Origin of the sequence: Nonomuraea sp. NPDC049129 (genome assembly GCF_040648495.1) — a bacterium.
Classification (GTDB): domain Bacteria; phylum Actinomycetota; class Actinomycetes; order Streptosporangiales; family Streptosporangiaceae; genus Nonomuraea.
Genome location: NZ_JBEZDU010000015.1, coordinates 70,055 through 84,390, shown reverse-complemented (window position 1 = coordinate 84,390; position 14,336 = coordinate 70,055). Strand labels below are relative to the sequence as shown.

General features: G+C 69.2%; 8 protein-coding genes. 4 read left to right on the top strand and 4 right to left on the bottom strand.

Going from position 1 to position 14,336, the window contains the following annotated elements:
- Nucleotides 1-86: 86 nt before the first annotated feature.
- The 3 genes from AB0B64_RS37725 to AB0B64_RS37715 all read left to right on the top strand — a co-directional run bounded on the left by AB0B64_RS37725 (nt 87) and on the right by AB0B64_RS37715 (nt 2,760).
- Entirely contained in the window at nt 87-1,463 is a 1,377-nt protein-coding gene (locus AB0B64_RS37725) for a hypothetical protein (RefSeq protein ID WP_358183699.1), read from the top strand.
- A gap of 183 nt (nt 1,464-1,646) precedes the next feature.
- Nucleotides 1,647-2,141, top strand: coding sequence for an SRPBCC family protein (locus AB0B64_RS37720; RefSeq protein ID WP_358183696.1), 495 nt, complete (start codon nt 1,647-1,649; stop codon nt 2,139-2,141).
- Nucleotides 2,142-2,181: 40 nt separating this feature from the next.
- A complete protein-coding gene (locus AB0B64_RS37715; RefSeq protein WP_357956478.1) occupies nt 2,182-2,760 on the top strand; it encodes a dihydrofolate reductase family protein in 579 nt (192 codons plus the stop codon).
- A 365-nt stretch (nt 2,761-3,125) separates the two neighbouring features.
- Here AB0B64_RS37715 and AB0B64_RS37710 read toward each other — a convergent pair whose 3' ends face one another.
- The 4 genes from AB0B64_RS37710 to AB0B64_RS37695 all read right to left on the bottom strand — a co-directional run bounded on the left by AB0B64_RS37710 (nt 3,126) and on the right by AB0B64_RS37695 (nt 10,073).
- On the bottom strand, nt 3,126-6,443 hold the full coding sequence (locus tag AB0B64_RS37710) for a BTAD domain-containing putative transcriptional regulator (RefSeq protein ID WP_358183693.1): 3,318 nt from the start codon (nt 6,441-6,443) through the stop codon (nt 3,126-3,128).
- A gap of 99 nt (nt 6,444-6,542) precedes the next feature.
- Nucleotides 6,543-7,070, bottom strand: coding sequence for a hypothetical protein (locus AB0B64_RS37705; RefSeq protein WP_357956474.1), 528 nt, complete (start codon nt 7,068-7,070; stop codon nt 6,543-6,545).
- A complete protein-coding gene (locus tag AB0B64_RS37700; RefSeq protein WP_358183689.1) occupies nt 7,064-9,067 on the bottom strand; it encodes a glycoside hydrolase family 97 protein in 2,004 nt (667 codons plus the stop codon). Before AB0B64_RS37700 ends, AB0B64_RS37705 begins: the two co-directional genes overlap by 7 nt.
- Nucleotides 9,068-9,074: 7 nt before the next feature.
- A complete protein-coding gene (locus AB0B64_RS37695; protein ID WP_357956470.1) occupies nt 9,075-10,073 on the bottom strand; it encodes a LacI family DNA-binding transcriptional regulator in 999 nt (332 codons plus the stop codon).
- A 180-nt stretch (nt 10,074-10,253) separates the two neighbouring features.
- Here AB0B64_RS37695 and AB0B64_RS37690 point away from each other — a divergent pair, with 180 nt between their 5' ends.
- Nucleotides 10,254-14,282 carry a glycosyl hydrolase 115 family protein gene (locus AB0B64_RS37690; RefSeq protein ID WP_358183686.1) on the top strand — a complete coding sequence of 1,343 codons (4,029 nt, stop codon included), beginning with the start codon at nt 10,254-10,256 and terminating at the stop codon, nt 14,280-14,282.
- The last annotated feature ends 54 nt before the right edge of the window (nt 14,283-14,336 follow it).

The following is a 14,336-nucleotide window of genomic DNA, read 5'->3' as shown; positions in this document are numbered from 1 at the left end:
CGCGGCTGAGCGCGCGCCCTCATCACCGCCATGCGTTGTCCTCGGCATGCGCGGACCCCTGTCATGCCGCCACGATCGGATTTCGCGTGCTCACCGACACCCGCGCGGCGCTGCCCTCGCAGCGCCGCCTCGCCGACCACCGATTCTTCGCCGCGTTGCTGCTCCTGGCCGCCGCGCTGCGGGTGGTGACGATGCTCGGCTATCGCCCCGTCACGCTCTACTGGTACGACTCCTTCACCTACCTCGACACCGCCGTGCACCCGGCTCCGTCGGCGACGTTTCATCCGATCGGCTATCCGCTGCTGCTGCGGGCGCTGCTGCCGTTCCACAGCGTGGAGCTGGTCGCGGCCGTCCAGCACGCCATCGGCCTGAGCACCGGGATACTGCTGTACGCGGTGCTGCGCCGCAGGTCGGCGCCCGGCTGGGTGGCGGCGTCGGCGACGGTACCGCTCCTGTTCGACGCCTCCTTCCTGCGGCTGGAGCATGCCGTCCTGTCCGACACACAGTTCATCTTCCTTGTCGTGGCCGGGCTGGCGGTGCTGATGTGGTCGCCGCGGTTGTCCGTGCGTGCCGCCGCCGGAGCGGGCCTGCTGTTCGCCACGGCCGCGCTGACCAGGACGATCGCGCTGCCGCTGCTGCTGCTCGTCGTGCTCGTGCTGGCCGTACGGCGCGTGGGATGGCGGCCTTTGGCCGCGCTGGTCCTGGCCGGTTCCCTGCCTCTGGCCGGCTACGCCGCCTGGTACGCCCAGCACCACAGCCGTTTCGCCATCAGCGGCGCCGACGGCGTCGCCCTGTGGGCCCGCACGATGACCTTCGCCGACTGCGTCCGCATCCAGCCGCCATCCGATGTGGCCCGCCTGTGCCCCAACGGGACGAAGGTGGACGCGGCCTCCGAGTACGTGTGGGCCCCCGGGGCCTCGCTCAACTTGCTGCCCGGCGACCGGTTCACGCACAACGACCTCGCCCGCTCGTTCGCGATCGACGCGATCCTCGCCCAGCCGCTGGACTACCTGGTCGACGTCGTACGCGACACCGCCATCGCCTTCTCCTGGACCCCGATCCCGCACCCCGACCGCACCACCCCGGCGTTCGGCTTCAGCAGCGGGCACTGGGAACTGCCCGACCAGCCACTGATCGACAAGGTCAAACGGGAGTACGACCCGGCCATCCGCGGTCTGTCGTCGGTGTCTCCGTACGCGGACTTCCTCATCGCCTACCAGTACGCCGCCTACCTGCGCGGCCCGTTCCTGGGCCTGATCCTCCTGCTCGGCGCGGTCGCCGCGGTGCGGCGGCCCCGCGTGGCGCTGCTGCCGTGGGCCGTGGCGATGGGCCTGCTGATCGGCCCGGTCGCGGTCCTGGACTTCGATCACCGGTACGTGCTGCCCGTCATACCCGTCGCCTGCCTGGCCGCCGCCTTGGCTTTCCACCGTCGCCCCTGGCCCGCGCGACACACTCGGAGCTGAGGTCAGGTCAACACGGCAGGGGGTGGCATGGGTTTTCCGTCGGATGCCCGTCATGCCCCGAGTACGTCTTCTGATTTTTTCCGCGGTGGGTGTCGGATGGCGTCGAGCCCGTTCGTAGCCAAGATGAGAGACCGGCGACGGGCCGGTACTCGCCGAGATGAGAAGGCAAGGAGCGTGCACACCATGGACCAGGAGAACGTGAGCGCCACACTGACCGTCGCCGCGCCCGCCGCGAGGGTGTTCGCGGTGCTGGCGGACCCGGCGGCCCATGCCGCGATCGATGGCACCGGCTGGGTTCAGGAGCCTGCCGACCGGGCGCCGCTGACCGAGGTGGGGCAGGTTCTCCGGATGGCCATGTATCACGCGAAGCACCCAGACGGTGACTACCGGGTGGCCAACAAGGTCGCGGTGCTCGACCCGCCGCGCGCCATCGGCTGGCTGACGGGGACGGAGGGGGAGGACGGTCGCCTGGAGCTCGGCGGCTGGATCTGGCGTTACGACCTTACGCCGCTCGGTCCGTCCGAGACCGAGGTCACGCTCACCTACGACTGGTCGGCGGTGCCGCAGTTCAGGCGGGAGTACATCCAGTTCCCGCCCTTCGGCCCCGAGCATCTCATCAACTCGCTGCGCCACCTGGCCGAGCTCGCCGCACCGACGTCACCTGACCGGACCTCGTGACCTGCTCCACACACCCGATCCCGCATTCGAGGAGAGCACCATGACCGCTACCTACACCTTCGACGTCTTTATGAGCCTCGACGGCTTCGGTGCCGCCGGCGGCAACTGGGGCGGCTACTGGGGCAAGCAAGGCCCCGAGTTGCTGGAGCACCGCCTCGCCCTGCACAGCGAGGAACAGCGGATGGTCTTCGGGGCCAACACGTATCGGGCGTTCGCGCGGATGCTGGCCTCGAGCACCGAGGACTCCGACGTACGTGACCCATGGGTCACCCGGATGAGGAACCTGCCCGCAACCGTGGTGTCGACCACACTGAGAGGACCCCTCGACTGGCCGGACGCGACCGTCGTGAGCGGCGACGCCGTGGACGTCGTCGCCCGGCTCAAGGAGGAGTCCGAGGTGCCGTTGCGCTCACACGGCAGCCTGTCGATGAACCGGGCGCTGATGGCCGCCGGTCTGGTCGACCGCGTCCAGGTGACGCTCTTCCCGGTGATCACCGGCCAGACCGGAGCGGACCCGATCTTCCAGAATGCGGCCGACTTCGACCTCGAGCTGATCGAGAGCCGGACGCTCGACGGCCGTACCCAAGAGCTCATCTACCGGCCCACCCTCCATATCTGAGTCCGCCCATGTCGTAGCGGGGCGTGACGAACATCGGAACGAAAAGTCCCGTCAGCAGATCTGAGCCGATCGGCTTACCGTGATTTTCCTTCGAAGGCGTCTCGCAAGAGCGTTTCCGCAGGTGCCGGACTGTAGGCGTGGCTGTAACTGAACGCGCCGGTCACGCTGCGGTGGGGTTCGCCGCGAGGAAGGTGCTTTCTATAGCTCCGGAATGGCGGGCTCTTTCCGCTGAGGTTCTGGGCTGGCGGCCCCGGCCGATCGAGGAGACGATCCTGGACACCGCGGCCGGCTTGGCCGGCCTGGGCCTGTCCGCAACACAACGCGAATGGCCGACGCTTAGCCGACCCCATCTCGCCGCATCGCGATCAACGTCCTGCCGGATTCTGGTCGAGATCGGCCAGGAACCTCTCGGCGCGGCGGGCGAAGAGGTGGGCCCCGCGTTCGCCGGATCGGGCGCGGGCTTCGTCGGCGGCGGCTCGCACGACGTCGACGGGTTCGCCGCGGGCGTGCAGCAGGCGGGCGCGCAGCAACAGGAGAAGTCCTTCGGCATAGCGTTGGCCGTGGGCCTGGACGGCCTGGTCGGCCCGGTCGAGGGCGGTCGCGGCCTTGTCGGGCATCTCGGCTGCCAGCCACATCTCGGCGATCAGTCCGTACCAGTAGGCGAGGCCCCATCTCGGCGGGTCGAGCAGGGTCGCGGCCAGGAGATGTTCGGCCTTGGCCGCGGTGCCGGCAGGGTCGTCGCCGGTGAGGGCACGGGCCCAGTACCAGTCCAGCCATATGTAGGCTTCCTGCGCGACGCCGGGACGGTCGGCGCTGGCCGCGACCCATCGCTCGGTCGCGTGCATCGTCCAGGTCGTGTCACCGGCCATCGTGGCGGCCATGGTTTGGTAGCGGGTCCAGCCCGACATCTCAAAGGGGTCTCCCTCGGCCTGGTACACCGTGCCGAGCAGGGACCGCCCCGTCTCGACATCCCCATGCAACGTGGTGATCACGGCCAGATAACCGACCCACTCATCCTGGATCCGCCAACGTCCGAGGTCGTCGCGGCGTCGAGCCGGGACGCCCCCGACCCGGCTGGCAAGGTGGTACATGCTTTCCTGAGCCGGCCCCGGGTGCGGGTCGGCCGAGTTCGCGAGCAGCGAGGCAATGCCGTCCGCAGTGGTACGGCCTACCCAGCTGAAACACTGATACGCCGCGCCGATGTCGCCGATGTCCCATTGGTACAGGCCCCAGGCCTGCCGGCCGTACGCCTGGATGATCGGGTCCGCGGACGCCTGGCCTTGCTCATGCAGCCGGCGAGCCCACACCCCACGGTCTTTCTCGGTGGAGACGTAGGCCCCGGTCATCCGAACGAAGAGAAACTCGGCCTCGGCCGTCTCGCGGCCGAGTCTGCGGGCAAGATATGCGCCCCGTTCCAGCAGATCGAACGTCGAGCCGCCCATTCCCGGGGGCTCGACGGCCAGGAGGTTGAGCAGCGACAGGACGGACAGTTCCAGCTCCAGCAGCCCTGCCGTCCGGGCGATCTGGACGGCCGATTCCAGGTTCCGATAGGCGGCCGCGAACGCGAGCTTGGTCGCCGCGCGGCGACCGGCGCGCGCCAGTGCCTCCGCGGTGCGAACCGGGTCGGCCAGGGGGCCGGCACCCCGCAGGTGGTAGGCGAGGCGTTCGGCGACGGACTCGTCGTCCGCATGGATGTGTTCGAGGGCGTCGGCGACGCGCAGATGCAGCTGGACGGCCTGCCGCCGCGCAATGGTCTCGGTGACCGACTCGCGGACCAGGTCGTGCGCGAAGCGCCACGAGAACGGGTCTTCCGGCTTGGTCTCCAGGAGACCGAGTGCTTGCAGCGGTTCGAGGCGTTCGAGGCAGTCCGCGACATCGACGCCGATCGCGCGGGCGAGCAGGTCGAGGTCCACGTCGCGGCCGATGACCGCGGCGATGCGCAGCAGGCCGTGAGCGCTGTCGTCGAGACCGGACATCCGATCGCGGACGACGTCTCGCACGGTGGCCGGCACCCCGGCCCGTACTGACGCGCCGCCGTCGCCGAGCGAGCCGCCGTCGCTGAGCAGCCGGGACAGCTCCTGGACGAAGAACGGATTGCCGGCGGTGCGGGCATGGATGCCGCGGGCGACTTCGGCACCGGGATCGTGGCCGGTCTCGCGGCGGATGAGCTCGGTCACGTCGGTCAAGCCGAGCGGGCCGAGCCGGATCCTGCGGTGGCCGGGCAGCCGGCTGGCCGCGGCCAGGACCCGCGACAGATCAGAGCCGGGTGTGGGTGCGCGATCGCGTAGCGCACCGATGATCACCGTGCCGGCGGGTAGCCGGGCCGTCAGGTGGCCGAACAGCTGGAGCGAGGCGGCGTCGGCCCATTGGAGGTCATCGACGATCAGCAGCGTGGGCTGTTGCGCCGAGGCCTGCCCAACGGCGGTGACAACCTGCTCGAACAGGCGAAACTGGGCACCGCTGTTGGGAATGGCCGGCGCGGCGGCGTAGTCGTCTCGCGATTCCAGGAGACTGCCGAGCTCACTGGCGAGCCACTTCTCCCGCAGCGGCGCGGGCAGGCTGTCGAGAATCGGGCGGAGCGTCTGTTCCCAAGGCCACATCGACGGTGTTCCGTCGCCTTCCAGGCATGAACCCCAGACGACCAGCGCGCCACGCCGGCTCGCTTCGGTGGCGATCTCTCGTACCAGGCGGGTCTTGCCTACGCCCGGCTCGCCTTCGACGATACGGAGCGCTGGGCGGCCGGTGAACGCCATCTCGACGGATTGCCGCAGTAGGGCGAGTTCCTCGGCCCGGCCGACCAGCCCGGCTGTCGTTCGCGCCGACGCGCCGTCATCCCCGCCGTCCGTACGCGCCACGAGCGGCGACGCCGAGGGCTGCGACAGCACTCGCAGGTGTGCGGCTCGCAGCTCCGGGCCAGGATCGATACCGAGCTCGTCGGCAAGGCGGGCGCGGACCTCGCGGAACACCGACAGTGCCTCCGCCTGGCGTCCCGCCGCCCCGAGGATGGAGATGAGGCCGGCCTGTACGGGTTCGTGGAACGGCGCCATCGATGCGGCCAGCTGCAACGCCGGCAGCACCCCCGCCGGTCGGCCCAGCGACACCGCCAGTTCGGCCGCTTCGGTGCACGCGGCGTGAAACTCGTCGTCGAGGGCGGCGAAGGTCGGCAGCGCGGTCGATCGGTGCGTGAACCCGTCGCCCGCACGGCCCCGCCAGAGGCCAAGCGCTTCGACATAGCGATCGAGCGCCGTTTCCAGGCGTTGCCGTGCCAGGGCCGCCTTGGCGGTCTCGACGAGTTCCCGGAAGGTGTGGAGGTCCAGGGTGCCGGGGGCGGCGGTGAACTGGTAGGAGCCGCCGCGGTGGTGCAGGTATGAGCCGGATTTACGGGCGGGGGTCGCGGGTTCGAGCAGCCGCCGCAATGCGCCGACGTGTTTGTGGATGATGTTGAGCGCGCTGCTGGGGACCTCGTGGTCCCAGACCAGGTCGATCAGCTCGCTCGTGCTGACCGGCCTGCCTACCCGGGCCAGAAGCAGGGCCAGCAGATAAGCCTGTTGCCGGGGGCCGGCATCCAGTTCGACACCATCGCGCCACACCCGCAACGGGCCCAGGACCTGAAGGCGTAAGAGAGCGCCGCCGGCCGGCTGATCGTCGACGCCTGGCCGGACGGGATGAACGGGCAGAGCCACCTCGGCTCCCGGGTGAGTCGAGAGATTGCCAACTAGCAAACCGTCCAAATCATACCGCAGCAGTGCGAAACCTACCGGAGCCCGAGAAGGTCAGGGCGGTCACCGACAATCGACGTGTTCTTGCTCGGCGGCCGCGGCGTAGGCGGCGTCGAGGCGCTCGAACCCTGTCACCAGCGCGGGGTCGACGTCGGGTGGCGGCACCATCTCGGTCACCGCCGCAACCGCCTCGGCGAGCTGACGGGAGGGCCCGTGGCGGCGCAGGGTGCTCGCCGTGGCCTGCATGCCGTAGCGGGCCAGATCCACCATCCTCCGGTGCGGCACCTCAGGTGGCAGCGGCATGGCCCCCAGTCCCACCCCGAGGATCTCCGCCGCGCGCTCCAGCGCCTTCTCCAGGTTCTTGCCCGATGTCGCAGCCGGACTCTTGCGCCAGCGCTCCAGGTCTGAGGCGCGCCTGCCGACGGGCACCTCCAGCAGCATCTGCGGGATCACCCGCTGGCGCGGCGACGGAATCCCGTACAGGGTGTTGTAGAGCCGGTCGGTGGCCTCATCGCGTACCCGGGCGACCAGCCGGCCCGGCGTGGTCACGCCGGGCAGCAGGACCTTGTTGGTGCGCAGCCAGGTCACCATCGGACCAGCGTCTTGCGGATCTCGACGGGCAGCGGGTCGCCCTTCCAGGTGGTCTCCTGGGCGTCGGCGTAGGTCTCCGCCACGAAGGTGCCTTGGGGGAGGAACGACAGCGGGACCTGGAGGGTCCGGTCGTTCTCGTCGGTGATCGCGCCGAGGTACCAGGTGCCGCCGTCGCGACGGGCCGTCACGGTGTAGTCCCCGATGACGCTGTCCAGGACACGGGTCTCGTCCCACGTGGCAGGCATGTTCTTGAGGAAGGCGAATTCGGGGTGGGCGGCGTAGTTCTCGGGGGTGTCGGCGAGCATCTGCATCGGGCTGAAGAACGTCGGGTACAGCGCGAGCTGCGCGGCCGAGGTGGTCTGGACGCGGGTGCCGAGCCGGGCCGGGTCCCAGGTGACGTTCAGGACGCCGGGCGTGTAGTCGGCGGGTCCTCCGATGAATCGGGTGAAGGGGAGGATCGTGGCCTGTGCCGGCGGGTTGCCGTTGACGCCCATGTAGTTCTGCTGCTCCAGGCCCGCGACGCCCTCGCCCGTCATCATGTTCGGGTAGGTGCGCGCCAGGCCGGTGGGTTTGATCGCCTCATGCGCGTCGATCGTGATGCGGTGCCGGGCCGCCGCGTCGATCACCCGCTGGTAGTGGCGGACGGCCTCCTGGTCGTAGTGGCTGCGGTTGACGCCGCCGAGCAGGAATTTCGTGGCGTAGCCCGTCTTGACCGCGTGGATGCCGAGTTCCTCGTACCGGGAGAAGATCTTCTCCAGATTCTGGTCGTAGTAGTCGATATCGCCGCGGGTCTCGTTGTGGGCGATGTACCCGATGCCGTTGTCGGCGGCGTACCGGAGCACCTCGGGCAGGTCGAAGTCGGCCTGCGGGCTCAGGAAGTCCTGGCCCGACCAGGAGCCGCCGGAGTTGGCGTTCCAGCCCTCGGCCAGCACGAACTTCGCGCCCGCCTGCCTGGCCAGGTCGATGTACTGCTTGACCCGTGCGGTGGTCGCGCCGTGCTTGGGCCCGGCGGTCCAGGTGGTGTCCCTGCGCTGGAGCTCCCACCAGACGCCCACGTACGTCGCGGGCTTGATCCAGGAGGTGTCGCCGCAGAACGCGCACGCGTCGTTGAGGTTCTCGATCAGATGGGACTCGCCCAGGTCGCCGGGCCGCTCACCCACGGTCAGGGTGCGCCAGGGCGTGGCGAACTCGCCGTTCAGCCTGGCCTTTGTGCCGTCGGGCAGGGCGATCAGGTCGCTGGAGAACACGCCGGGCCGGCCGGGCACCGCCTTCAGCGTCATGCTGGGGTAGTCGGTCAGGTCGGCCTCGTGCACCACCACGTACGAGTCGGCGGCGGGCGCGGCGGTGATGGGGGTCTGGGCGGTGGCGACGCCGGACAGGGGGAGGTCGCGGTAGTGCTGCTCGTCGGCGGACCAGGTCTTGCCCGCGGCGATCGACCAGCTCCGCGCGGCGGGGTCGAGGGCGAACTCGGTCTGCTCGGCGGTGACGGTGTAGGCGTCCAGACCGCTCTGGCCGGGGAAGTGGTAGCGGAAGCCGACCCCGTCGTCGAAGACCCGGAACACCAGATCGAGCCTGAACCCCGTGCCGGCCTGGACCGCGTGGACAGTGAGCTCGCTCGCGTGGTTCCTGACCTTGCTCGATGTCCCCCAGAGCGGCTTCCACGTCTCGTTGAGCGTGCGCCGTTCGACGGACGCGATGCTCATGCCCCGCGTGAGGCTGGGGCGTCCGGCGAGATCCAGGCCGAGCCCTGACGCGCCGACGAGAGTCTTGCCGTGGCTGTTCACGCTGTACATGAGCCGCCCGTCCACGGTGGTGACCGCGACCCGCAGATCGCCGTCCGGCGACGACACCACCTGAGCATCCGCCTCGCCGACCTCGGCCAGGGCGCCGGGCGCGAGCTCCGCGGCCTGGGCGGGGACCGCCGCGGTGCCTCCAAAGAGGACGACGGCCGCCGTCATCGCGAGGAGCGTTCTCCGCGCCGCGTCCGCTCGCTTCATGCACACCTCATTTGCTGGGAAGGCACTTCGCTGGGCCGGACGACTCGCGGAGTACCAGCTCGGTAGGCAGGCGGATCGCCTCGCCCTCGCGTTGTGATCGTGCGGCGAGCCGCTCGATCAGGAGCTCTACCGCGAGCCGACCGGCATGCGAGCCGGGCCCGGCCAGGGTGGTCAACGAGGGATGGACGAAGTCGGCGGCGAAGATGTCGTCGAACCCGATCACGCTGATGTCGGCCGGGACTCGGACCCCGCGCTGGGCGAGACGTCGGATGATTCCGATCGCCAGGAGGTCGTTGTGAGCCACGACCGCCGTCACACCGGTGCGCAGTGCTCCGTCGGCGGCGGCTCCGCCGTTGGCGACGTTGGGGGCGTACGGACCGATCCGGTGTGCCGTCAGACCGTGCGCTTCGGCCCCGGCGCTCAGCGCGGCCCAGCGCGCCGCACCTATCCAGGAGCTGGGCGGCCCGGCGCAGTAGGTGATGCCCTGATGCCCGAGCGAGGCCAGGTGTTCCAGGATCTGCTGACAGCCGGCGCCGGTGTCGAACGTCACGCTGGTCAACCCGGGCAGCTCCCGGTTGAACAGCACGATCCGGTGCAGTTTGGCGAGGTCGCGCAGGACCTCGTCGTCGAGTCGGCTGGAGGCCAGCACGAACCCGTCCACGCTGGCCGCCAGGCCGCGAATCTGGTTCTCCTCGATGCGCCGGGATTCCTCGGCGTTGACGATCACCAGCGTGACGTCGGACGCCTTCGCGCGCTGCTCCGCGCCGCGGATGAGCTCGAAGAAGTGGGGATTGGTGATGTCGGAGAGCACCATGGCGACGGTGCGGTGGCGGACCCCCGCGAGAGCGCGGTTCTGCGGTCTGTGCTGGTAGCCGAGCTGCGCGGCGGTGGCGATGATCCGCTGTCGCGTCGCCTCGTTGACCCGGCCGGGCTTGTTGAACGCCCGGGACACCGTCGACGCGGCCACGCCGGCGGCTCGCGCGACGTCAAAGATCGTGGGCTCCACGGACGCATCTAGTCACGAGAATGAAATTCTGGCAACACCTTGCAGAAATTGTCGTGGGGTACCTACGTTCCGATCATGCCGGCCACATCGTGCCGTGTCGGGCGAGAGGAGCGAGGGATGTCGCAGCCCGGACAGAGACTGCAGCACATCGCGGGTCGGGCCAGGCGATGGTCCGTGGCTGTGACGATCGGCGCTCTGCTGGCCGCGTCGCTGACGTGGGTGGGGGTGACGCCGGCGCAGGCGTCATCGACCGATTTCACCATCTTCGATGGGCGTACGACCGCTCCGATCCTGATCGACCCGTCCTATGGCGGCGAGCACGCCGATCGGGACTACACGCAGGTGCGCCGCGCGGTCCAAGACCTGCGCCAGGATGTCGCCATGGTGAGCGGGGCGATCGATCCCGTTGAGGTGCAGAGCCTGTTCGTCGACGACACGCCCGCCAGGGAAGCGCGGCTGGCGAAGGCCGACCAGCGCAAGCTCCCGGCCCTGCAGACCAAGGCCGCGGGCCAGAAGACCGCGATCATCGTCGGCCAGCTCGGTCAGAGCCGGCTGATCGACGCGATCGTCGCAGCCGGCAAGTTCGACGAGGCCGCCGGGATCAAGGGCAAGTGGGAGGCGTACGCGACCAAGACCATCAAGAACCCGCTCCCCGGGGTCGGCAACGCACTGGTGATCGCGGGCAGCGACGCCCGCGGGACGATCTACGGGATCTACTCGATCTCCGAGGAGATCGGCGTCTCGCCCTGGTACTGGTACAGCGACATGCCGGTCAAGCGGCGCGACGACATCGAGGTCAAAGGCAAGGTCCGGGTCGACGACGGGCCGGACGTCAAGTACCGCGGAATCTTCATCAACGACGAAGAACGCACCGTCGCGTGGGCGAAGAAGAAGTTCCCCACCGGCAACGGCACACCTGATGTCAACTACTACCGGCACGTCTATGAGCTGATGCTGCGGCTCAAGCTGAACACGTTATGGCCGGCGATGCACCTGGCATCGAGGGCGTTCAACGCGGTCACCGACACCGGGACGTACGACAACGGGACACCCATCAACGCTCGCGAGGCGTCGGCGTTCGGCGTGGTCGCCTCCTCCTCTCACGCGGAGCTGATGCTGCGCAACAACGAGGGGGAGTGGCGGCAGTGGTACGACCGCAACAAGGACGCGCTCGACATCAAGGGCGCGGACGCCGTGGCGGCCTACGACTATTCGATCAACAAGCCCGCGATCCTGGAGTACTGGCGCCAGCGGGTGGTCGCCAACTCCGGCTTCGAGAACATCCTCGCCCTGGGCATCCGCGGTGTGCACGACAGCGATCCGGTGTTCACGCCCGGCAACCCGTACGGGTTCAAGGACAAGATCGAGATGCTGGCCGACGTCATCAGCGAGCAGCGCAAGCTGATCGCGGCGGTCTACGGCAGCGCCGACGCCGTGCCGCAGGTGTTCATCCCCTACAAGGAGATGAACGATCTCTACAACGCCGGGCTGAAGAACTACATCCCCGGCGACGTGACCCTGATGTGGGCCGAGGACAACCAGGGCTACCTGCGCCAGGTGCCCACCCGTACCGAAGCCGCCCGGTCCGGCGGGAACGGCGTCTACTACCACATCTCCTACTGGGGCGAGCCGAAGAGCTATCTGTGGCTGAACTCCACGCCGATGTCCTTGATGGTGCAGCAGCTGCACCGGGCGTGGAACTCCGGCGCGGGGCGCTACTGGATCCTCAACGTCGGGGACATCAAGCCCGGCGAGATCAAGCTCGACCTGTTCGCCAAGCTCGCGTGGGACGTCAAGGGCTATGACGACACGAACATCGGGAGCAAGTTCCTCACCGAGCAGGGGCGGGAAGACTTCCGGCTGAAGGGCGACGACGCCGCCGCGGTCGCCGGCGCGCTGGAAAGGTTCGACGCGCTCGAGAGCACCAAGCGCGCCGAGTTCTGGGGGGAGATCAACTCCTCCAACGCGAGCTCGGGAAGGATCCACAACGGTCAGGTCTTCCCGTTCAGCGCCACCTCGGACGGGGATGAGCTCCAGCGCTACATCAACGAGTCCAACAAACTGGTGGCGATTCTCGAAGGTGTTTCCGCGAAGCTCGACCCGCGCTATCGCTCGGCGTTCTATCAGCAGGTGCTCCACCGGGTCCGGTCCTACCGGAACATGGCCGAGCAGATCGGCTACTACTGGAAGAACCAGCTCGCCGCCGCCCAGGGCCGCTACGCCAGCGCGGGAAGCTATGAGCTGCTCTCGAAGCAGGCCCGTGAGCGCATCTTCACCGACGAGGACTACTGGAACACGATCAGCGGCGGCAAGTGGGACCACGCCATCGGCCACAGCCATCCCGAAGGCTTCCCGAACGAGGGCACGGTCATGCTGACCAACGACCGGTATGCCCGGGTGGCCACACCGGCCGACGCGGTGGGCGCCGCCGCCGAGGGGAGCAAGGACCCTGGCCGTGGCACGCTGACGTTCAACTCGGCCGCGCCCGACGACAAGCGGTTCTTCGACGTGTTCTCCCGCGACGACGTGGCCAGACCGCAGGAGTGGGTCGCCGAGGCGGACGCTCGGTGGATCATCCTTTCGCAGCGCTCGGGCACGACCGCGACAGAGCAACGGGTCACGGTGACGGTCACCAAGAACCACCCGGCCGCGACGGGGACGATCCGGGTCTTCAACGCCGTCAACAGAGCCAAGGTCGGCGACCCGGTCGCGACGTTCACGGTCGACGCGGCGCGGGCGGCCGTGGACCTGCGCCATGCCGAGCGCGGGCACCTGGAGGCCAACGGATACGTGGCCCTCGAGGCCGAGCACTTCGCCGAGAACGCGCCCGGCGCCGACGGGAGCCGGTGGGCCCCCCTTGAGGGCGTGGGTCAGCGCGGGGCGTCGATGGGCGGCTTCCCGGAGATCGCGCCCCGGGTCGACTCCGGCTTCGAGACGACCGCCCGCCTGAGATACCGGGTCTACTTCACCTCCACCGGGAAGTTCGCCGGGACCTTCTACCGCATTCCCACCCTGAACGAAGGCACAGAGGACGACGGCACGCCGCGAACCGCGCGTACGGCGATCGGGCTCGACGACCAGGCGCCCGGCCTGCTGCGCGGCAACTCTGTCGCCGGTACGAGCACCAGCCCCTGGGGCTTCAACATCATGCGTCAAATCGAACCCCTGAACTTCACCATCGACGTGACCACACCGGGCTGGCACGACCTCGTGGTCTACCGCTCGGACGCGGCGATCCTCTTCGACCGGATCATCATCGAGACCCGCGCCGGCGCCGCCGGTGACGGCCTGGTCGGCCCGCCCGAGAGCCCGAACAACATCGCCGCACCCCAGAAGGCCACCGTGGCGCCTCTTCCTGACGCGATGCCGAAGCTCCGGCGGCTGCCCGCGATCCAGACGTCGGTGGGCGAGACGAGCACGATCACGGGTGTACGGGATGTGGCGGCCGCGGAGTCCGACAACGAGACCGCTGCGTCGGTCGCGGTGAAGGACGGTCAGGTACGGGTCACCGGGCACCGAGCCGGGAAGGCCGAGCTGTCCATCACCGCCGCCGGTGGTGAGGCCTGGGTGGCGCCTGTCACGGTGAGCAGAGCCGCGGGCGGGCCGGTCGGCGCCTATCTGGAGCGGAACGGTTCGGTCGTCTTCGACGCGGCCGACGCCCTGGAGAAGAGCGCTGCCGCCAATGCGGGCGACAGCAACAACGGCACGCACGGCTGGGCGCTGGCCCGTAACGGTCTCCAGGTCGTCCCGCCGGCCGACGCCAGTGCGAAGGCGCAGTGGCTGGCGACCTCGGCGGCCCAGGCCGAAGCGTTGTTCAAGGCCGGCCCGACACAGAAGGTCAACGGGAGCTCCGCGGCGGGAGCACCACCGCGGCTCGACTTCACCGTCGATATCCAGACCGGTGGCACGTACTACCTGTTCGTCAACACGAGCAACCCGAACGCCGACGCCGACTCCTACCACGTGCTCGTCGACGGGCAATGGAGATACCAGTCGAACAAGTCCGGGCCGGAGACCGGGTTCGAGACGTGGTACGGCAGCACGAGCGTCGCCGCGGCCGCGCTGGCGCTCGGGCCGGGTGAGCACACGATCTCGCTGGCGCCTCGTGAGGCCGGGCTGGTGCTCAACCAGATCGTCTTGACCACGGACGACACACCCGGCCTGACCGGCTTCCAGGCCCCCAGCGGCCGGAAAGCGAGCGCTTCATGACGCCCTAGCGGTGGTGTGACGGCGCCCAGGGCGACCTTGGCCAGTGCTTCGCCC